Annotated in this window: 16 protein-coding genes; 5 read left to right on the top strand and 11 right to left on the bottom strand. The window is 44.9% G+C overall.

Annotated elements, in window-relative coordinates; genetic code table 11:
* The first annotated feature begins 6 nt into the window (after positions 1–6).
* Together A136_RS08765 and A136_RS08760 are read left to right on the top strand one after the other, a co-directional pair.
* The gene (locus A136_RS08765) at positions 7–774 is read left to right on the top strand and encodes a peptidoglycan binding protein CsiV (protein WP_017065298.1); all 768 of its coding nucleotides are present in this window, start codon (positions 7–9) and stop codon (positions 772–774) included.
* A 137-nt stretch (positions 775–911) separates the two neighbouring features.
* Positions 912–1457, top strand: coding sequence for a GNAT family N-acetyltransferase (locus A136_RS08760; protein WP_017060225.1), 546 nt, complete (start codon positions 912–914; stop codon positions 1455–1457).
* A gap of 111 nt (positions 1458–1568) precedes the next feature.
* On the opposite strand, the gene A136_RS08755 is transcribed toward A136_RS08760, so the two are convergent.
* The 7 genes from A136_RS08755 to hinT all read right to left on the bottom strand — a co-directional run bounded on the left by A136_RS08755 (position 1569) and on the right by hinT (position 8157).
* Positions 1569–2858 carry an NAD(P)/FAD-dependent oxidoreductase gene (locus A136_RS08755; protein WP_009847154.1) on the bottom strand — a complete coding sequence of 430 codons (1290 nt, stop codon included), beginning with the start codon at positions 2856–2858 and terminating at the stop codon, positions 1569–1571.
* A gap of 512 nt (positions 2859–3370) precedes the next feature.
* A complete protein-coding gene (ycfP, locus tag A136_RS08750; RefSeq protein ID WP_009847155.1) occupies positions 3371–3910 on the bottom strand; it encodes an alpha/beta hydrolase YcfP in 540 nt (179 codons plus the stop codon).
* 108 nt (positions 3911–4018) lie between these two features.
* Positions 4019–4873 carry a phosphotransferase gene (locus A136_RS08745; RefSeq protein ID WP_017065297.1) on the bottom strand — a complete coding sequence of 285 codons (855 nt, stop codon included), beginning with the start codon at positions 4871–4873 and terminating at the stop codon, positions 4019–4021.
* A gap of 185 nt (positions 4874–5058) precedes the next feature.
* Entirely contained in the window at positions 5059–5649 is a 591-nt protein-coding gene (lpoB, locus tag A136_RS08740) for a penicillin-binding protein activator LpoB (RefSeq protein WP_017060223.1), read from the bottom strand.
* A gap of 86 nt (positions 5650–5735) precedes the next feature.
* Complete coding sequence (locus A136_RS08735; protein ID WP_017060222.1) at positions 5736–6119, bottom strand: YcfL family protein; 384 nt, start codon at positions 6117–6119, stop codon at positions 5736–5738.
* Positions 6119–7510, bottom strand: coding sequence for a COG3014 family protein (locus tag A136_RS08730; protein WP_017065296.1), 1392 nt, complete (start codon positions 7508–7510; stop codon positions 6119–6121). The genes A136_RS08735 and A136_RS08730 overlap by 1 nt, the downstream gene beginning before the upstream one ends.
* Before the next feature lie 296 nt (positions 7511–7806).
* Entirely contained in the window at positions 7807–8157 is a 351-nt protein-coding gene (gene hinT / locus A136_RS08725) for a purine nucleoside phosphoramidase (protein ID WP_017065295.1), read from the bottom strand.
* A gap of 277 nt (positions 8158–8434) precedes the next feature.
* On the opposite strand from hinT, the gene A136_RS08720 reads away from it, so the two are divergent.
* Positions 8435–10426 (top strand): methyl-accepting chemotaxis protein, encoded by a 1992-nt coding sequence (locus A136_RS08720; protein WP_017060219.1) that lies wholly within the window; start codon positions 8435–8437, stop codon positions 10424–10426.
* A gap of 197 nt (positions 10427–10623) precedes the next feature.
* The gene (locus A136_RS08715) at positions 10624–11790 is read left to right on the top strand and encodes a DUF1887 family protein (RefSeq protein ID WP_017065293.1); all 1167 of its coding nucleotides are present in this window, start codon (positions 10624–10626) and stop codon (positions 11788–11790) included.
* Positions 11791–12003: 213 nt separating this feature from the next.
* Here A136_RS08715 and udp read toward each other — a convergent pair whose 3' ends face one another.
* The 4 genes from udp to A136_RS08695 all read right to left on the bottom strand — a co-directional run bounded on the left by udp (position 12004) and on the right by A136_RS08695 (position 17615).
* Positions 12004–12762 carry a uridine phosphorylase gene (udp, locus tag A136_RS08710; RefSeq protein WP_017065292.1) on the bottom strand — a complete coding sequence of 253 codons (759 nt, stop codon included), beginning with the start codon at positions 12760–12762 and terminating at the stop codon, positions 12004–12006.
* 282 nt (positions 12763–13044) lie between these two features.
* Positions 13045–15402, bottom strand: coding sequence for a zinc/cadmium/mercury/lead-transporting ATPase (locus tag A136_RS08705; RefSeq protein WP_029235296.1), 2358 nt, complete (start codon positions 15400–15402; stop codon positions 13045–13047).
* A gap of 153 nt (positions 15403–15555) precedes the next feature.
* Positions 15556–17019, bottom strand: coding sequence for an MATE family efflux transporter (locus A136_RS08700; protein ID WP_017065289.1), 1464 nt, complete (start codon positions 17017–17019; stop codon positions 15556–15558).
* A 179-nt stretch (positions 17020–17198) separates the two neighbouring features.
* Positions 17199–17615, bottom strand: a complete 417-nt coding sequence (locus A136_RS08695) for a CBS domain-containing protein (RefSeq protein ID WP_017060213.1) — start codon at positions 17613–17615, stop codon at positions 17199–17201.
* A 302-nt stretch (positions 17616–17917) separates the two neighbouring features.
* Here A136_RS08695 and A136_RS08690 point away from each other — a divergent pair, with 302 nt between their 5' ends.
* Positions 17918–18151 (top strand): hypothetical protein, encoded by a 234-nt coding sequence (locus tag A136_RS08690; RefSeq protein ID WP_017060212.1) that lies wholly within the window; start codon positions 17918–17920, stop codon positions 18149–18151.
* Positions 18152–18176: the final 25 nt, after the last annotated feature.

The raw sequence follows: 18176 nt of genomic DNA, 5'->3' as shown, positions 1-18176 counted from the left end.
GTAAAAATGAAAAGACTGATCCCACTGCTACTATTGTTCGTCTCACTGCCAAGTTTGGCGCAGAGACAATTTGATATAGAAGTGATCATTTTTAAGCGCGCTGTTGATGCAGAGAAGGTGAACGAATCTTGGCCAAATACACAGCCTAAGATTTCACTTGAACGCGTTGGTTCATTTCAAGATACCCAATACCGAGCAAAGAAAGGCGTTCAAATGCTACCTTACTCGGAATACAAGTTAACGCCTCAGAAAGACAAGCTACGTAAACACGCTGGCTTTGAAGTTCTGATGCATACCGCTTGGCGTCAAGGCGACCAAGGTAAGAGCTCGGCACCTGTTTTCCATATTCAAGCAGGTAAAGATTTCTCTAAACAGTTTAATGCTGATGGCTCTGAAAAAGGCGCAATCACTGCAGGCAGCGCTGATGGGTTCCAAGAAGAGACAATTGATAAGCCACTCTACGAATTAGACGGCAAGCTGCAAATCTACGTTCAGCACTACCTATACGCTGAAACGACATTAGATTTAAAAGCGCCAAGCGTTCGTGAAGTGACTCTACAAGAGCAACAAATTGAGCTAGATTCACCAGTAAGTGGCGCAGAAAGCAACGTCCAGGTGGGCAATCTAACTGAAATTTCTCCGACGGTTGAAGTCCAAGAGTTCCTTAAGAGCTACCGCATGGACCAAAAACGTCGTATGCGCAGTACAGAAACTCATTACCTTGACCACCCACTTCTTGGAATGGTGATTCAAGTTAGACGTGTAGCGCAGTAAATTACTTGCCGATTCGGCTATAATTATATAAATAATTCAATCCGCCCTCCTAGTGAGGGCGTTTTATTAAGTGCTATCTATCTTTATTCTGTACTGACTCTCTTTGCTCAGTACTTACACGTTACTTGGTACGCTCTATGAGCCCTGAATTTCAGATCAACACACAAAATCTTAGCCTTAAAATCATTGAGGCCTCAGATGCTCAAGAATTTTCTCAGCTGGTTAAGTCCTCCCCTAGCTTGCTGCCATGGGTCGACTGGTGTCATAAAGAGTTTTCTATCGTCGAGGCCGAGAAATTTATTCTGGCAACTCGCCTGAACTGGGTGAAAGCCGATGCGTTTGGCTTTGGCATCTTTGAACGAAAAAGCGATAAGTTAGTCGGTATGGTTGCCATTAATGAGCTTTACCACACCTTTAATATGGCGAGTTTAGGTTATTGGGTCGGTGATGACTTTCAAAGGAGAGGGATCGCCAAAGAAGCGATGTTCGCCCTATTTGAATTTTGTTTCGCGCAACTCAAGTTAACGCGTTTGGAGATTGTCTGCGATACCGAGAACCTACCCAGCCAAAAGTTGATCGAGAAGTGTGGCGCTGAGCGAGAAACCATTGCCCAGAATCGATTTCTGTTTAACGGTAAGCCGAAAGATGGCGTGGTTTATTCTGTGCTACCTCCAACGTCTTAACAGCAGAAATGAGTTCAACACCTGCGATAATCCATAATCGACACGATCAAAAAAGAGCTCCGAAGAGCTCTTTTTTATTATCAGCGTAATGCTCTGAGAAGGCTTACCTGATTAGTGAAGCTTTAGGTTTGGACGAAGTACACGGTTAATACGACCAACCAGCATCATCAGTGATGTTTTGATTAAGCCGTGAAGCGCCATCTGGTGCATGCGGTACAAAGAGATGTAAACCACACGAGCAATACGACCTTCGACCATCATCGAGCCTTTCGTCAGGTTACCCATCAAGCTACCTACCGTAGAGAAACGGCTAAGTGAAACTAGCGAGCCTTTGTCTTTGTAGATGTAGTCTTTCAGGTCACGACCGTTCAACTTAGCAATGATGTTGCTGAATGCACAGCTTGCCATTTGGTGAGCCGCTTGTGCACGTGGCGGAACGAATGAACCGTCTGCTTGTGTACATTGCGCCAAGTCACCGATTGCAAAGATGTTGTCATCCAGTGTTGTTTGCAGCGTGTTCTTCACAACCAACTGGTTGATACGGTTGGTTTCAAGACCACCGATATCTTTCATGAAATCTGGTGCTTTGATACCTGCTGCCCATACCATGATTTGAGCTGGGATCTTGTCACCATCTTTGGTTGTTAGGCCGTCAGAATCCGCCTGAGTCACCATCGTATTCGTACGAACGTTCACACCAAGCTTGGTTAGCTCAGAGTGTGCTGCACTTGAAATACGAGGAGGTAGAGCTGGAAGAATACGCTCACCCGCTTCAACTAGGTTTACGTTCAGCTTGCTTGAATCTAGGTCGCCGAAGCCGTAAGTACGAAGTTCTTTAACGGCGTTGTGTAGCTCTGCAGAAAGCTCTACACCAGTTGCACCAGCACCAACAATCGCGATGTCTACCGTGCCTTGACCGTTCTTAGCGTGAAGCTTTAAGAACTGATTGTTCATTTCTGTACGGAAACGGTGTGCTTGCTCTGGGCTATCAAGGAAAATACAGTTGTCACGAACGCCTGGAGTGTTGAAGTCGTTTGACGTTGAGCCTAGCGCCATCACTAGAATATCGTATTCAAGTTCACGGCTTGGCATCAGCAGTTCACCGTGCTCGTCTGTAAGCTCGCTTAGTGCAATCACTTTACGCTCACGATCGATGTCGTTCAGGCTGCCCATTTGGAAATCGAAGTAATGGTTTTTTGCGTGCGCACGGTAGCTTAATGCATCAACACCTTCATCCAGTGAGCCCGTTGCTACTTCATGAAGTAATGGTTTCCATAGGTGGCTTGCTTTACGGTCTACCAGAGTAATCTGGGCACGTTTCTTACGACCTAAAGTGCGGCCTAGCTTAGTGGCTAGTTCTAAACCACCAGCACCGCCGCCTACTACGATAATTTTTGTCACAATGACAATCCTCTACAAAATGAATAAATGGGGTTCGGCTCGATTACTCCAACCGATAAATTCTATGTATCTACTCGGCCTTGAATGCGAAGGCTGTTACAAATTGGGTTACCGCGAAAAAGAATAACGACAGCTCACCGAGTAGTTAGAGGGGTTACAAACAACAAATAATGGTTTGTTGCTTTGCTCACGTGGATATAAAAGGTGACTACCTGAGAGGCAGAACACAAATTATGGGCAAGTTTTTTCACTCGCTCTCAATTTTTTTTGATATTTGTCAAAATATTTTGCTTGGGAACATTATATATAGCAAAAAGATGACCGCAACAAAAAAATCCTTACCCTCAATGAGGATTCGCGACTAATTAGTTAACGTTTGAGCAAACTGATCTATAAATGCACAAACCGACCGATAAAACATATACAACTACTTTATCAATACCAATCTCTAAGATTCAGATGTGAAAAAGCAGCACTCATTGAGCACTGCTTTTATAAAACATCTGGATTGATTAAGCGTTTTTGAACGCTTTCATTGCTTGAAGATGTTGAGAGATCTTTTTGAATTTATGACTCTCTTTCTCATCCCAGATTACATCGTAGTAATCTTCTAGCGCGGCAGCTGTTTTGGTATTGTCGTGAATTTCATCTTCACGAGAAAGCACCACTAAACAGCGTCCTTTGTTTTTCATACGGTACTGAGCAACACATTTAGTTGCGATGTCTTCGTACTCTTCTGGACGGTCAATTCGACCTACCATGTTGTTCTCAGGGTGCAGATTAGGGTTGAACACCACCTGCTTAATCCCACATAAGAAACCAATACGCTCAGACCAAAAACCACCTAAACCTACACCACAAATAATGGGATGCGGATCATCGGATTGCTCTATCACCTTATGCACTTCTTTTAGCAGATGCTGCATATCGTGTTTTGGATGCAAAGTACTGTAGTTGATGAAACGAACGTCATCATCAATGAATTGCAACTGCAGTATTTTTTCGTGATTGCCCGGGCTAGTTGAGTCGAAGCCATGTAGATAAATAATCATTAGTACCTCCTTGTTGAATATTGGTACGTTTTAATTAATCTAACATGAAAAATAAGGTTTTAAAGGGAACACGAACGAAATTATATTTTTCACTTCCTAAACGTGATCCTAGCTACATAAAGTGTGACTCAGCGCCTCTGCTTCACGCAGATAACTTTCATCGCCCCAGAGCTGATGAGCAAGCAAATACCACAGCATCGCCATCATTTGGCTTCTTGGTAACCATGCTTCTACCCCATCAAGCCAAGGTTGGGCATCATGGATGCCTCGCAGCTGACAGTACTTCTCAACCGCTTCTGTGACTGGCGCGCCAGCAACCGCAATGGTTAATGTCAAATCGAGCCTAGGGTCTGCGAGCGCAGCGTATTCCCAATCAATAATCTTAATGCAGTCACTGTTTCTCACTAGGTTATAACCACCTAAGTCAAAATGGCACAAAGACAGGTCAACATTGGTAATACTCGGAGCCACGCGCCACTCTTGATAAATCTTAGTGCAGGCTTCGGTCTTATGAATCGCATCAAGCTGCAGCCAGTAATGGTCGACTCGCGCCGTGAAACTGAATGGTTGCAGTGGTAATCGCGCAGTATTAACCAGATGAACAGAGATCAGCGTTTTCAACAGGTCATCGAGTTCTAGATCTTCGTAAAGTGTCTCACCCGCAATCCACTCAACCAGTAACCCCTGCTCATTCACTACCATTGGGCTTGGCCCGATACCGAGTCGCTCAATGGCAGACAGCACTTGGTACTCTTCATGGCGAGAAATGAAGAACGCTTTGGTGATAGGTGTGGTTGGCCGCCAAACATACGCAGTACCATCGGCATCGACCAACTTCCAACATCGATTGGTCAAACCGCCTGTTAATGTCTGTGCTCTAACTGGAGGCTCAGAAAAGTAACCGTCAAGCGAACTCAAACTGGTATCAAGAAGCTTAGCCTCAGACCAAGAAAAAATTGCCATATTTACTCCCTATAAACGTCTTCATTCCCTACAAAAAAGACACTGACCAAAAGCCAGTGTCTCTTCATAAACAGCACATCATGCACTGCATTGGCGTGTGACCAAGCTATACGCTGTCAAGATTAAGCGCTGCCAATACTAGACATTGTCAAATCCGGCTGCGCATAGTTGGCAAGTAAGCGAAATTAAAGGCCTAGTAGGCTCTTAGATTGTTGCTTACGGATTTCAGTCTCGTCAGCCCATTCAATCAAGCCAGACTCAAGATCCATTAGACGCATCGTCATTTTGTAGTATACGTCTTCATCGCTACCCGCTTTCTTAACGATGCTTGATAGGTTGCCGTACAGCATGTACTGAGCACCAACCATTTTACCGAATTGAATCGCTGAACTTTGGTTTACAAGCTCATCGTTGTTTTGGAAGTTCAATTGGTCACGAACAGACTCTACACGGTCCATATCAACGAAACGGAACTTACCAGAGTTCAGCATCTTAGTGCTGATAGTGTCAGTGATTGACTCAGTATCGATGTGCTCACTTGTTTTGTTCTTGATTCGCTCTACAAACACGATTGGACGCTGTTCACGAGTAATGTAAGACACAGAACCAGACGCCATCATGCTATCGACCATTTCACCCGCAATCGTTTGAAGGTCAGTTGAACCGAAATCGATTGTCGTGGTTTCTACTGCTTGTGCATCACCGTAGCTTACCTTGTTTGAACAACCGCCTAAAATAACCGCTAAACCTAGTAGCGCAATGACACTCTTTTTCATTTTGTTTCCTCAACTTATCACTGAGCGGGGTTACCCACACTCTTAAATTCTTGTATTTACGAATCATGAGACCCGTTTAATCTAACTTACTGCTCTCGGAACTGGACTCTGAACTGAGTCGCTTTCGGGTTTACCGACACTTCCGACAACGAAATACTTTCAAAACCACGAACAATCGCTTGCTTCCAAGGACCTTGTTTAAGGTTGACCTCAAGCCCGGCATCGTCGTACCAGTAAAAACGATAAAGAATATGTTGATCGCCTTTATAGTTACTGTTTAAACGAACGATTCCTCGCGTATGACCGTCGACCAGATCGGTGCGAATATCTTCAACCTGTAAACGGCTGCCCAATACCTTGTCACCAAAGAAAACGTTCTGAGTCAGACTATCGACCCTTACGCCAGCTGTATTATCAGCACAACCAGCCAGAGCCATAACCGCTGCTAAGCTCACTAACCACTTTTTCATTACAGCCTCCCTAGCTGTTTATGCCACATTGTTGCATTGTTTCCTTGTCGAGAAATCCACACCAAGGTGGTCTGCCCTTCTCGAATATCAAAGTCGTACGTTTTAGCGCCCGCTTCCAACGTATATTGACCGCTATTTGCTACAAACGTACTGCTCTTAATCTCTGCAGGTAATGATTGCCAACTGCGAGTGTCTGGTTGCTCTGTCAGTGTGTTCCACACGTTGAACAGAATATTACCGACATCATCGCCTTTGGTTGCTTCTTTTCGAATGCGATCTTTCGCGACTACACGTAGCGCTTGGCGAATAACAATGCTTGTCATACGTTCCGATAGATCGTTCTGCGCCATCGCGTTTACATCAGTGATCAAATGTTCTTGTAGCGGCTGTCCGCTGATTCGCAAGGCAGAAAAACGCTCTACGTTTTGACTTGGGTAATATGGCAGCGCAAGAGAGTATATTGCCCCCTGATCGCGACTGTCATAAACAGGCAAATCCAGTCGCCAACTGTCCATAGCTTGCACAGCGCTCTGCTCTTGAAGAACAATCACTCGCCCTTCACCTGCACTAAGTTTAGAAGATTGCTTATAGCGTTTTTCTAATGTTGCTAAATCTTGTCGCATCCCTAAACGAGCGGCTGTTGCCATGGTTCTATCGATGATTTCTTGGTTATCTGGCATCACAGCCAAAGCACGACGATAGTCAACGTAGGCGCTGTTTAAATCATTTGACGCTTCATAAAGCAGACCAGACAAGAACATCAGATACGCATTCTGTACTGACTGCAGTTTCTTACCCGCATCAGGGTAATTGGCAAGGATGCTACCCACATTGGCAGACAAGCCTTGCTTCTTCGCATCGCTGGCTGCTTTGTCTAACTCAGCCTCGCGTTGCTTCTTCGCTTGTTCTTGAACTTGGTTGGCGCGACGCATTTCGATCACCGCACCTTCTAAATCGTTTTTCTTGAGGTAATTTAAACCGAGATACAGATGAAGAAAGCCCAACTCGTAATCGGCTGGCACATACTCGGTAATATTGTCATTCACAGCCAACGCACCCACACTGGTTGCACTGTCTGAGATTGAGATCACGGCTTTGCGTTGCTGCTCAGTAACCGCCTGATCAGCCACTTCAAACGAAGCCTTACTCTCAGGGTATTTTTGATCCAGCAGATTAATTCTGCCTCTTTCAAAGTTATCAAGGATGTCGCCTGCCGCGTAATCTGGTAGCTCTTGCTGAGCCTCTGAATAATCTCCAGATTTAACGGCTTGGTAGATCGCTTTGTTTTGTGCGCTGTAATGACTGAACAGGCTTCCTGCAGACATACTCGCACAACCTACGGTCAACGCCGATAACAGGGCAATGGAAGCGAATCTAAACTGTTGCTTCACTTATCGTCTCCGTGCATGTTTAAAATGCCTACTTTATTAGGGTCTGCTGACCTTTAATGGTCTCATTATCAAAACGAAACGCGTTGTAAAAAGGATCTCAAGCCAGTTGAAACCCTACTGATTTAGCCTCTGCCTAAGCGATGCCGACATTCAGACAACAGATAGAACTTAAAGTTGGCATACAAACTACAAATTTTCCAACTAACTACTTGTGTTAACCCACTAATGAGCGCGTTTAAACTAGCTCATTAGCTTTCATTAACTCGTTAGCTTTTCATTAGCTCATTAACTTTTTATTAGCTCATTAATAGGGGGCCAAGTGGACGGCCGCCAACCAAGTGCATGTGAATATGATAAACCTCTTGGCCACCGTGAGAGTTACAGTTCACGATAAGACGATAGCCATCTTCTGCAATGCCCTCTTCTTTTGCTAACTTGCGAGCAACAGTAAACATGCGCCCCATCATAGCTTCATCTTCGACTTCAACATCGTTAGTTGTCGGAATCAGCTTGTTTGGGATGATTAGGATATGGCTTGGCGCGCGAGGGTTAATATCGCGAAATGCGGTTACTAAATCGTCTTGGTATAGTAGATCTGCTGGGATTTCTTTGTTGATGATCTTAGTAAAAATGGTTTCTTCAGCCATGTTTCTCTCCGATAAAACATTTATTTTTTAATGCTTTGAGTATGCGCTATGCCGCATCAAACCACAATAAATCTGCTGTAAAGCATAATAAAAAACACCGTTCAAATCAAAGAAAACGAGCCTTAGCTCTCAAGAATGGCATGTTGGTTATAACTGAGCGCTATTTTTGACGTGTGCGTCATAAAATGCGTAAGCCGAGCTCAATAGAATGCTGATAATTTTGTTAGTTTTACCTTGACCTGACATTAGGTCTGCATTTTTATTTAGGGAGAAAGCCATGAAGGGATCTGTGATCAAGCGTATGTACGCTGGTTTCGCACTGATCATCATCATGTTCGCAGTCACGATAACCATCATGATGAACAGCATGAATCAGATACACAGCAATTTTGAGAGTGTCTCAGAAACCTCATTACCACTTGTCGCGCTTTCAAATCAAACGAGTGTTCAATTGCTTTCTGCTGATAAGTCATTCAAAGATTTCTTAACCACACAAAACGCTGAACGCATGTCTGCAATGCGTACAGAATTTGCTGCATCACAAAACTCGTTTTCAGAAGTTCTCGGTAGTTTAGAAGCGGCAAGCCAAAACAATGCTTCACTTGTTGAACGTATCGCGCAATTAAGAGCAATGGAAGAACGCTACTTCGCCGAAGCTGACGAAGCGATGAACAACTACGTCGCGATGTTCGAAGCACAAGAACAAGTACAAAAAGCGTCTCGTGACTTCCAACGCTTACATTCAGAATTAACCGTTGGTATGAAAGAGTACGTTGCCGACCAAAAAAGCATCTCTGTAAAAGTGATGGCAAAGAGCTACTTCATCAAACTGCAAGACGCAGAAGTTATTACCTCTGATGCACTTGCTAGCTCTGATGTTGCCTTCGTTCAAAAAGCCGTTAACCAAAACAAAAAGGCCGTTACTCACCTTAACTACGCTTATCGAGGTCTATCAACACAACTACCAGCACTTAAAAATGTCTTCGATGAGTCGGTTCAGAAGTTCACCAAAGACGTTGGTCAGAAAGGTGGCGTACTAGACAAACACAACAACTACCTACAAGCCAAACAAGCGTTGTACGTGAACATCGCTAACCTAGCTCTAGAAGTTGACCAAGCGATGGCTGTTTTGGACTCATTCAACGTGACCGCTGAAGAGCAACTTAACTCATCACTCGCTGACGCAAGCAGCATCTACGACAAAGGCCTATTCAACGCGATTGCCATTGGCATTGTTGTGACTGTGTTCGCTGCTGCGATTGGTTACCACATTGCACACAGCGTACGAGAGCCATTAACTCGCATCCTCGGTACATTAGAAGGTCTAACTGAAGGTGATATGACTCAGCGTATCGATATTCGCTACGACAACGAATTCAGCCGCGTGAGCCGTCACATCAACACCTTGGCTGACAACCTGCACAATATCCTTGTGAAGTTGAATGATGCTTCAGATGACTTAACTAAGACTGCAAGCGTCAACCAGAAGACGTCATCTGAAACGCAGGCTCAATTGAACAGCCAACGTGAGCAAACCGCGACTGTTGCGACCGCAATGACAGAGATGTCTCATTCTGTACAAGAAGTGGCGAACAGCGCGCAAAGCTCACTCACCATGGTTCAACAAGTAGAATCGGCTTCTGAGTCTGGTCGTCAGATCATGAACACCAACATCAGCACCATTAATCAGCTTGAAGTTCGCCTTACTGAATCAGTGGGCGCTGTAGGCGAGCTACAACAGATGAGTAGCCAGATTGGTTCAATCCTTGACGTTATTCGTGGTATTGCTGAACAGACCAACCTACTTGCACTTAATGCGGCAATTGAAGCAGCGCGTGCAGGTGAACAAGGTCGTGGTTTTGCAGTCGTTGCCGATGAAGTACGAGTGCTAGCACAGAAGACCACTCAATCAACCTCTGAAATCGAGACTATGATCAGCAATCTGCAATCAAGCTCGAAAACTGCAAGTAACGTAATTGAAAGCTGTATGAGCGATATGGACATGTCGGTTCAACAAGCTTCAAGTGCAAACAGTGCGATGGAAGAGATCCAAGCCTTGATTCTAGAGATCAGCCACATGAGTACACACATCTCTCAAGCAGCCGCTGAGCAGAGTGAAACGTCTGGTGATATTGCACGCAACATCGAAGACATCAACCACATCGCAGATAAGAGTTACCAAGCGATGTCTTCAATTGCGGAGGCAAGCCAAAACCTAACAATTTTGGCGAATCAGCAAGGTGATTTAGTACATCAATTCAAACTATAGATAAATGAAGAATCGATAGATATTTAGTGAGATTGTTGAGACTTCTTACCCAATAGTGGTGACTAATTGAGCTAGGGCAACTTTTATCAAGGGTTGCCCTTGTTTTTTATGAGCTTTGTCATTATATGATTATTAAGGCTTGCTGCTTCCCGTTTTTTCTTTCACCTTTATGAGCGAGCCGCTATTAAGGAATTTATATGGCTGTTCATGTTGGCATTATCGATCAAGACCCCATTCGCTTGCTCACCCCATTACTTGATAACCGAACGGTCAGCACTCACATCGTGTTTATCGGTGACAAAAATCAAGTCAGTATGTACAAACGTTTAGACAGCGTTTTGCACAAGCGCGACATTACGAGTGAGTTTTTCGAAATTCCGACCATCGTAAATACATCTGTCATTAAAGAATCTATCCAAACCCTTGCCGAAGACCTCAAAGCACGCGGTCAAGAAGTGAAGCTCAACGCAAGTTGTGGCCTCCGTCACCGCCTACTTTCTGTGTACGAAGTATTCCGTACTTACCACTGGCCAATCTTCGTGGTTGAACCAAATAGCGACAAGCTTTGCTGGTTGTACCCTAATGGTAAAGAAGACGCACAAGTTCAAGACCGCATCACTATCGACGACTACCTAACTGTGTTCGGTGCTCGCGGTGAATTCAGCGATGTTCAGCTGTCTCCGCAACTGGATCAGAAACTTTATGAACTGGGTGAACGTTGGGCAAGTAACGCACTCGAACTAGGCCCTGGCCTTGCGACATTGAACTACCTAGCAACGACCTGCCGTAAAGAACAAAAACTTGATGTAGGCCTATCTGAGAAGCAACAAGGCTATCGCGAGCTCAACATGCTGCTGAGCGATTTGGTTGAAGCTAAAATTGCGACTTACGACAATGGTATTTTGACCTTTGCCAACGAAGACGCGCGCCGCTTCTCAAACGGTGAATGGCTTGAAACATTGGTTCACAGCACAGTTAAGCAGATCCAAGATGACATGCCGACCATTCAAGACCGTTCTTTGAATGTTCAGGTATACCGTCAACTGGGTGAACGTGAGGTTCGTAACGAGCTTGATGTTGCCTCTGTGGTGAACAATAAGCTGCACATCATCGAATGTAAGACCAAAGGCATGCGTGATGATGGTGATGACACCTTGTACAAACTGGAATCGCTTAGAGACCTGCTAGGTGGCCTACAAGCACGTGCAATGTTAGTGAGCTTCCGCCCTCTTCGCCATAACGACATCACACGAGCTGAAGATCTTGGCCTTGCATTGATTGGCCCTGACGAATTGAAAGATCTTAAAACACACCTAACGGCATGGTTTACAGCTGCGGGTGGCAGTGAAGATCTAGAGTACTAAAAACCAATAAGCTCATGAGAGCTCAATGCTCTTAAGCAGATTGTTAAAAAGGCGAATGACGATTAAGTCACTCGCCTTTTTTGTTGTCTGTTTTCTCTATTGATTACTTTCAGACGGCACAAAAAAATGGCCGCATCATACGATGCGGCCATTTTCAAAATTTAATGTCACTTGAAGACTTAATGCTCTCTAAAACTCAGAGCACTTTAAGACTTAAAGCATTTTACGAGCGGCTTCTACAACCACTTTGATTGAACGTGCTTCTGTTACTTTTAGAGTGTCGTGATCAGGCGTCTCTTTTTGAGTACGGTTGATGATTACACCAGCAACACAACCTGCTTTCAGACCAGAACTTGCACACATAGTTAGCAGTGTTGCAGATTCCATCTCGAAGTTTAGAACGCCCATGTCTTGCCATTCTTGCATAGAGCCTTGGAAGCGCTTAACAACGCGACCAGAGAACGTGTCGTAACGCTCTTGACCTGGGTAGAACGTATCGCTTGATGCCGTTACGCCCATGTGAACTGTTGCACCTGATTCATCAACTGCCGCTTTCATTGCTGTTGCAACTTCAAAGTCAGCCACTGCTGGGAACTCCATAGGAGCAAAGTGTAGGCTAGCGCCGTCTAGACGAACAGAACCTGTAGAAACAATCATGTCACCCACGTTTACGTGAGGTTGGATAGCACCAGTCGTACCAACACGTAGGAAAGTGCGAACACCAAGTTGAGCAAGCTCTTCAACTGCGATAGAAGTCGATGGACCACCAATACCTGTTGAACATACAACAACTGGTTTGCCGTCTAGCTCTGCGCGGTAAAGCGTGTATTCACGGTGACTAGCAAGGAATACTGGGTTCTCCATCTCTTCTGCAATTTTTTGCACACGAGCAGGATCACCAGGGATGATCGCAAGAGTAGCACCGTTAAGATCTGCTTCAGTAACACCTAAGTGGAAAACAGCTTGAGACATAGTTCGCTCCTTTTGGCTTATTGGGCTTTTTACCCTTATTTAAGCTCATAGTAAATTCGTGGGGTACGAACACACTCTAACCAAGCTCATTACAAAATGAAGTGACACATGTCACATGAATGATCGCAACAATAATTCAAGTTTCACAAAAAACCGATTGGCATCACAAAAATAAGCAATCCGCACGCCTATGTTGCATACTAATGAGACAAAAAGCGCCTTTAACGTATTACCGCTAAAGGCGCTTTTATATTAAGAATGCTCTATGTCGGTGAGCTCGATTTAGTCCGCTTTAGATTTAAATCGAAGCAGACGCAATGCGTTCAATGTCACCAATGCAGTTGCACCACTATCCGCTAAAACTGCCACCCACAAACCGGTAATACCTAACAAGCTTGTCACCAAGAATACGACCTTCAAACCAAGCGCAAGGGCTACGTTTTGACGGATGTTGTTCATGGTCGCTTGCGACAGTTCAATCATCGCTGGCAGCTCAGTTAAACGGTTATGAGTCAGTGCTGAATCCGCCGTTTCCAAAGCGACATCCGTACCACCACCCATTGCGATGCCGACATTCGCCGTTTTCATTGCTGGTGCATCATTAATGCCATCACCGACCATCGCCACGTGCGACTGTTGAGATAACTCCTCAACGTAAGATACCTTGTCGCTTGGCAATAGGCTTGCCTTGTACTGCATACCAATCTTGCTACTGATCGCTGCTGCACTGCGCGGATTATCGCCGGTCAACATGATAGATTGAATACCTAATTCATTAAGTCGTTCAATCGCAAGCTTAGCGTCACTGCGTAACGTATCTTGCCAAGCAATCAGACCAATCACCGTCGTAGCTTGCTCTGTTGATTCTTCTTGATCTTTAACCTCAAGAGCAACCACAACCGTCTTGCCCTCACCTTCTAATGCTTCTACCTGAGAAACCACATCGGCACCAAGTTCGAACGTGACTTTAGACGGTGACAGAACCTGATACTTAACACCATCAACATCCCCTTCAACACCACTACCAATCAACGCTTTCTTGTTGTGTGATTCAGGAATCTCAATATTCAGGTCTTTTACTTTAGCGACAAGTGACTGCGCCAACGGGTGAGTAGAGCCAACTTCAATCGCCCCAACCACACGCAGCATCGCGTCTTGTTGCCACCCCGATAGAGGTTGAATATCCGTAACCTGAGGCTTACCTTCGGTCAGTGTGCCTGTCTTATCGAAGGCGATGGTTTGGATTTTACCAAGCTGCTCTAGCGCTGCGCCGCCTTTAATGAGCGCGCCACGTTTCGCTGCTGCTGCTAAGCCAGAGGTAATCGCTGCAGGAGTCGAGATAACCAAGGCACACGGACAAGCAATCAACAATAGCGCTAGGCCACGGTAAACCCATGTTTCCCATGGCTGCGCAAACAACAATGGTGGTGTGATGATGACCAACAGAGCCACTACCATCATTAACGGTGTGTACCAACGGCTGAACTTATCGAGGAATCGCTCTAGTGGTGCTTTACGAGACTCTGCTTCTTCAATCAGATGAAGAATGCGATCGATCGCGTTCTCACCCTGTTTTGAAGTGATGGTGATACGAACCACTTTATCGACCACCACAGCGCCAGCCATGATGCTATTGCCTTCGATGTGTTCAACAGGAACAGATTCACCGGTTAACGCACTTTCCTCAAAGCTTGCCGCGTCTGTAATCAATTGGCCGTCAGCAGGTAAACGAGAGCCCGCGGCCACTTCAATCACATCACCTGGAACCAGTTCACTGACTGCTACTTCTACACGCTCGCCGTTGATGATCTTAGTCGCGTTTTCTGGTACCAATGCCATTAGAGCTTGAACGCCACTTCTTGCTCTTGATGAAGCAAACGCTTCTAAGCGCTCACCAATCAAGAACAATAATAGAACCATCGCTGCTTCCGCAGTTTCGCCAAGGTACAAAGCACCCAGCGCGGCAACACTCATTAAGGTTTCAATAGCAAACGGTGTACCTGAACGCGCCAGCTGAACCGCTTTCTTCGCCACCGGATATAAACCAAGCAGACAAGTTACCGTAAACAAGCCTTCGCTTAATTGAGGAGAGGTACTTTTCAGAAGCGCCGCAAACAGCATTGCCGCTGCAATCGCGATAATCTGTAAATTAGGTTGGATATAAGCTTGCCAAAAAGTCTCAGGTTGTTGTTTTTCTTTCTTTGAACCGACTTCCGTAAGAGGGAAACCCGTTTTGATAGAGACCTGTTCAATGGTGTCAGCAAGGCTTTCATTATCGAATTTCACAACCAGCTTTTCGGTAGCAAAGAGAACCTTCGCTTGAATAACACCGTCAATATTGCTGATCGCGTTTTCTATTTTTCTTGCACAAGCTGGGCAGTCCATTCCGGCAACCAGCCAACTTTTCGAAAATTTGGCATCGAGAGATAAAGTTGAGGACTGACTGTCTTCTTCTCCACTATCCGACGAACTACAACAATCATCTCCAGACGATGACGAAGCAGCAGAAGAGCTACAACAACCAGATGAAGTACCTGCTGCTGTGATGCTTGAAATTTTAGGGCTAGAGCAACTTGCTCCTGCCGCTTGAGGTTGAACGTCCACTTTTGCTGAGCGGCACGCTGCATGTTTTGCGCACATAATGTATCTCCTTAATACTCAAAAGCCTTGAGGTTGTTGCTAACTTACGAGCAACAGAACCTTAAGTTCATCAAAAGTATAAACCTTGGAGGCTACTCCAAGGTCAAGAAGAAGTTTTCAAGAAAACAAAAATATTATGCCAGCGCCGATGGCTTACTGAGATTTAAGCTCCGCACACTCTTCACGGTTTGCCGATACATCATCAATAAGAACCGCATCGTGTGAACAGAATGGCTGAGTGTTCAAGCTGACAATCGACACATCATCTTCCACTGGATCAACTTGAGATCCTTGCATCAGTTCAGCGATATGATGTCGAAGCACCAAGATACCTAAAATTCCGAACAAAACATTACCCAAAGCTTGACCATAGAGAACACCCAAAGCGCCATACCATTGCGAACCTAGATATACGAACGGCAGAGTACCTAACGTCGCTTTACCCAAATTCAATGCTGTCGAGTAAAGCGGTTTACCTAGGTTGTTGAAAGACGTGTTGGCAACAAATAGTGCACCGTTAAAGGTGAAGGTTAACGCCACATAGGTACAGAAAGCCGCCACAATGATTGCTGCATCACCTTGTAAGCTAAAGCCTTGAATGACATAACCTTGAACGAAGTACAACAGAATACAAACAGCGATGGTGTATGCCGTAGTAACCAGCAATGAGTTATTGAGTGTTTCTTTTACTCGGTCCATGCGTTCAGCACCAAAGTTCTGACCAATGATTGGCCCCACAGCGCCAGACAAGGCAAAGATAACCGCAAAACAAACTGGCGTCAGACGACCTATCACGGCAAAGCCCGCGACAAAATCCTCACCATATTGTGCGATACCCGTTGTTACAATCGCATTACCGATAGGCGTTGCGGTATTGGTGATAATCGCAGGCAGCGCAATCGCCAATATTGGTCGAATATTAATGCGCCATTGCACAAAAGAAGGCGGAGCTACCAGCTGATGGCTGCGAATAAGAGGATAAAGCGAAAAGAATAGCACCGAGAAACGAGCGACAACCGAAGCGATAGCCGCCCCTTCGATGTTCCAACCAAAACCAAAAATAAACAGAGGATCGAGAATCGCGTTAACAATGCCGCCAGACAAAGTTGCCCACATCGAACGCTTAGCATCACCTGCCGCTCTTAAGCCCGCACCCGCTGCCATCGCTAACGCCAAAAATGGACCACTAGGTAGCAAAATCTGTAGGTAAGCTTGAGCGCGTTCGGCTGCAATGCCTTTGGCGCCTATCGCGGCTAGCAGCTCTGGAATATAAGCGAACATGATTGCAGTTATGGTTGAACTGATAACAAACGCAGTCAGCATGATACTGGTGCTTAGGTTTCGAGCGTGCTCTTGATTCTTGGAGCCGATGGCTTTGGACACTAATGCGCCCATGGCAATGGAAGTACCGATAGAAACGGAGGTAGAAAAGAAAGTCAGCGTACCTGCAAAGCCTACCGCAGCAGCCAATTCAACCTGTCCGAGCATACTGATAAACAGCATGTCGAGCAGATCGACCACAAATAACGCCATCAAACCGACAGAGCCAGCCCCCGACATCACCAATATGTGGCGCATCGTTGAACCTTCAACAAACTTTGCCGTTTGATTTGACATGAAACCTCCAAAAGTTGGAATACCCAAGAGCTAAAGCCTAATCAACTGTTCAACTGTTCAACTGGCTAGGGATCCAACAAGAAAGGATCGACCAAGAAAAGCGCTATACAGAAAAAAGGCGCTAGTGCGCCTTTTTTCAATTGAGAGTATTGAGAAAAATAATCGTTCTTAACACGCTACTATACCTGATGTTTGAAGCATTCTTCCAAGTTCTTGCCAATTGCTCTCAAAACATCAGTTCTGGTGATAATACCCACCAATTTTCGATTATCGATCACAGGGTATGCTTTAGGTTTTCCAACCTGCATCATGTCCGCCAATTCAATAATGGATAAGTCAGGTGACACCGACAGCACTTCTTGGTACATACAGTCACCCACAAGGTGTGTGTCTTGGCAGAAGTAACTGACCTTCACAAGTTTCTCGAGTAAATCCTGCTCTGAAAGGAAGCCAATCACTTGTTCGTTATCATCGATTACGGGCCCACCCATATGGTGGCTACGCATCACTTTGTCTAACGCTAGACTTAACGGCATATCAGGAGTAAATGTCACAACCTGCTGCGTCATGTAATCTTTCACTTTAATAGAATGCATTGCGTTCTCCCTAAATACTTTGCGTCATATATTTTCTATCTTGTTAAGTTAATTGTTGTCTAAAATCTTGATTTTACTAAATGGATTTCAACAATTTTATTGATAGGCAAAACCTAACAAGACAAAAAAGTGAGACAAACAAAGGGTTGAGCACGTTTTCGAACGCCAGAAAAAAGAAAAAAAAGAGCCCTTACAAAGCCTTACTTTCCCTTGCTTAACCTTACTTAGCCGAGCTAGCCTGCGTAAATAAACCCTGTAATCTTCACCTCACTAATAATTAGAAATCCCGTTTTAGGAAGTTTATGCAACACGACAACAACATGTACGCGTATATTTACGCAGGTAACGACGGCACAGAAAACACACTCATCGCCACTATCGATAATCAAGAAAAACCGCTGATATCAAGCTGCGTTGATGAGATAAAACGCATGTCATGCTTAGCCATTGATTTAGCAGCAAAACACGACCTAAAAGTGAAGCTGGTGAAATATCAAAGAGAACAAGAGATCGACTTCGGCCTATTCGTTAAATAGTGAATCCGACACTGATTTGGTTAAT

This window comes from Vibrio crassostreae 9ZC13, from assembly GCF_000272045.2.
Classification (GTDB): domain Bacteria; phylum Pseudomonadota; class Gammaproteobacteria; order Enterobacterales; family Vibrionaceae; genus Vibrio; species Vibrio crassostreae_C.
Note: the sequence above shows the minus strand (reverse complement) of the source record. Positions and strands in the feature narration are given on the sequence as shown.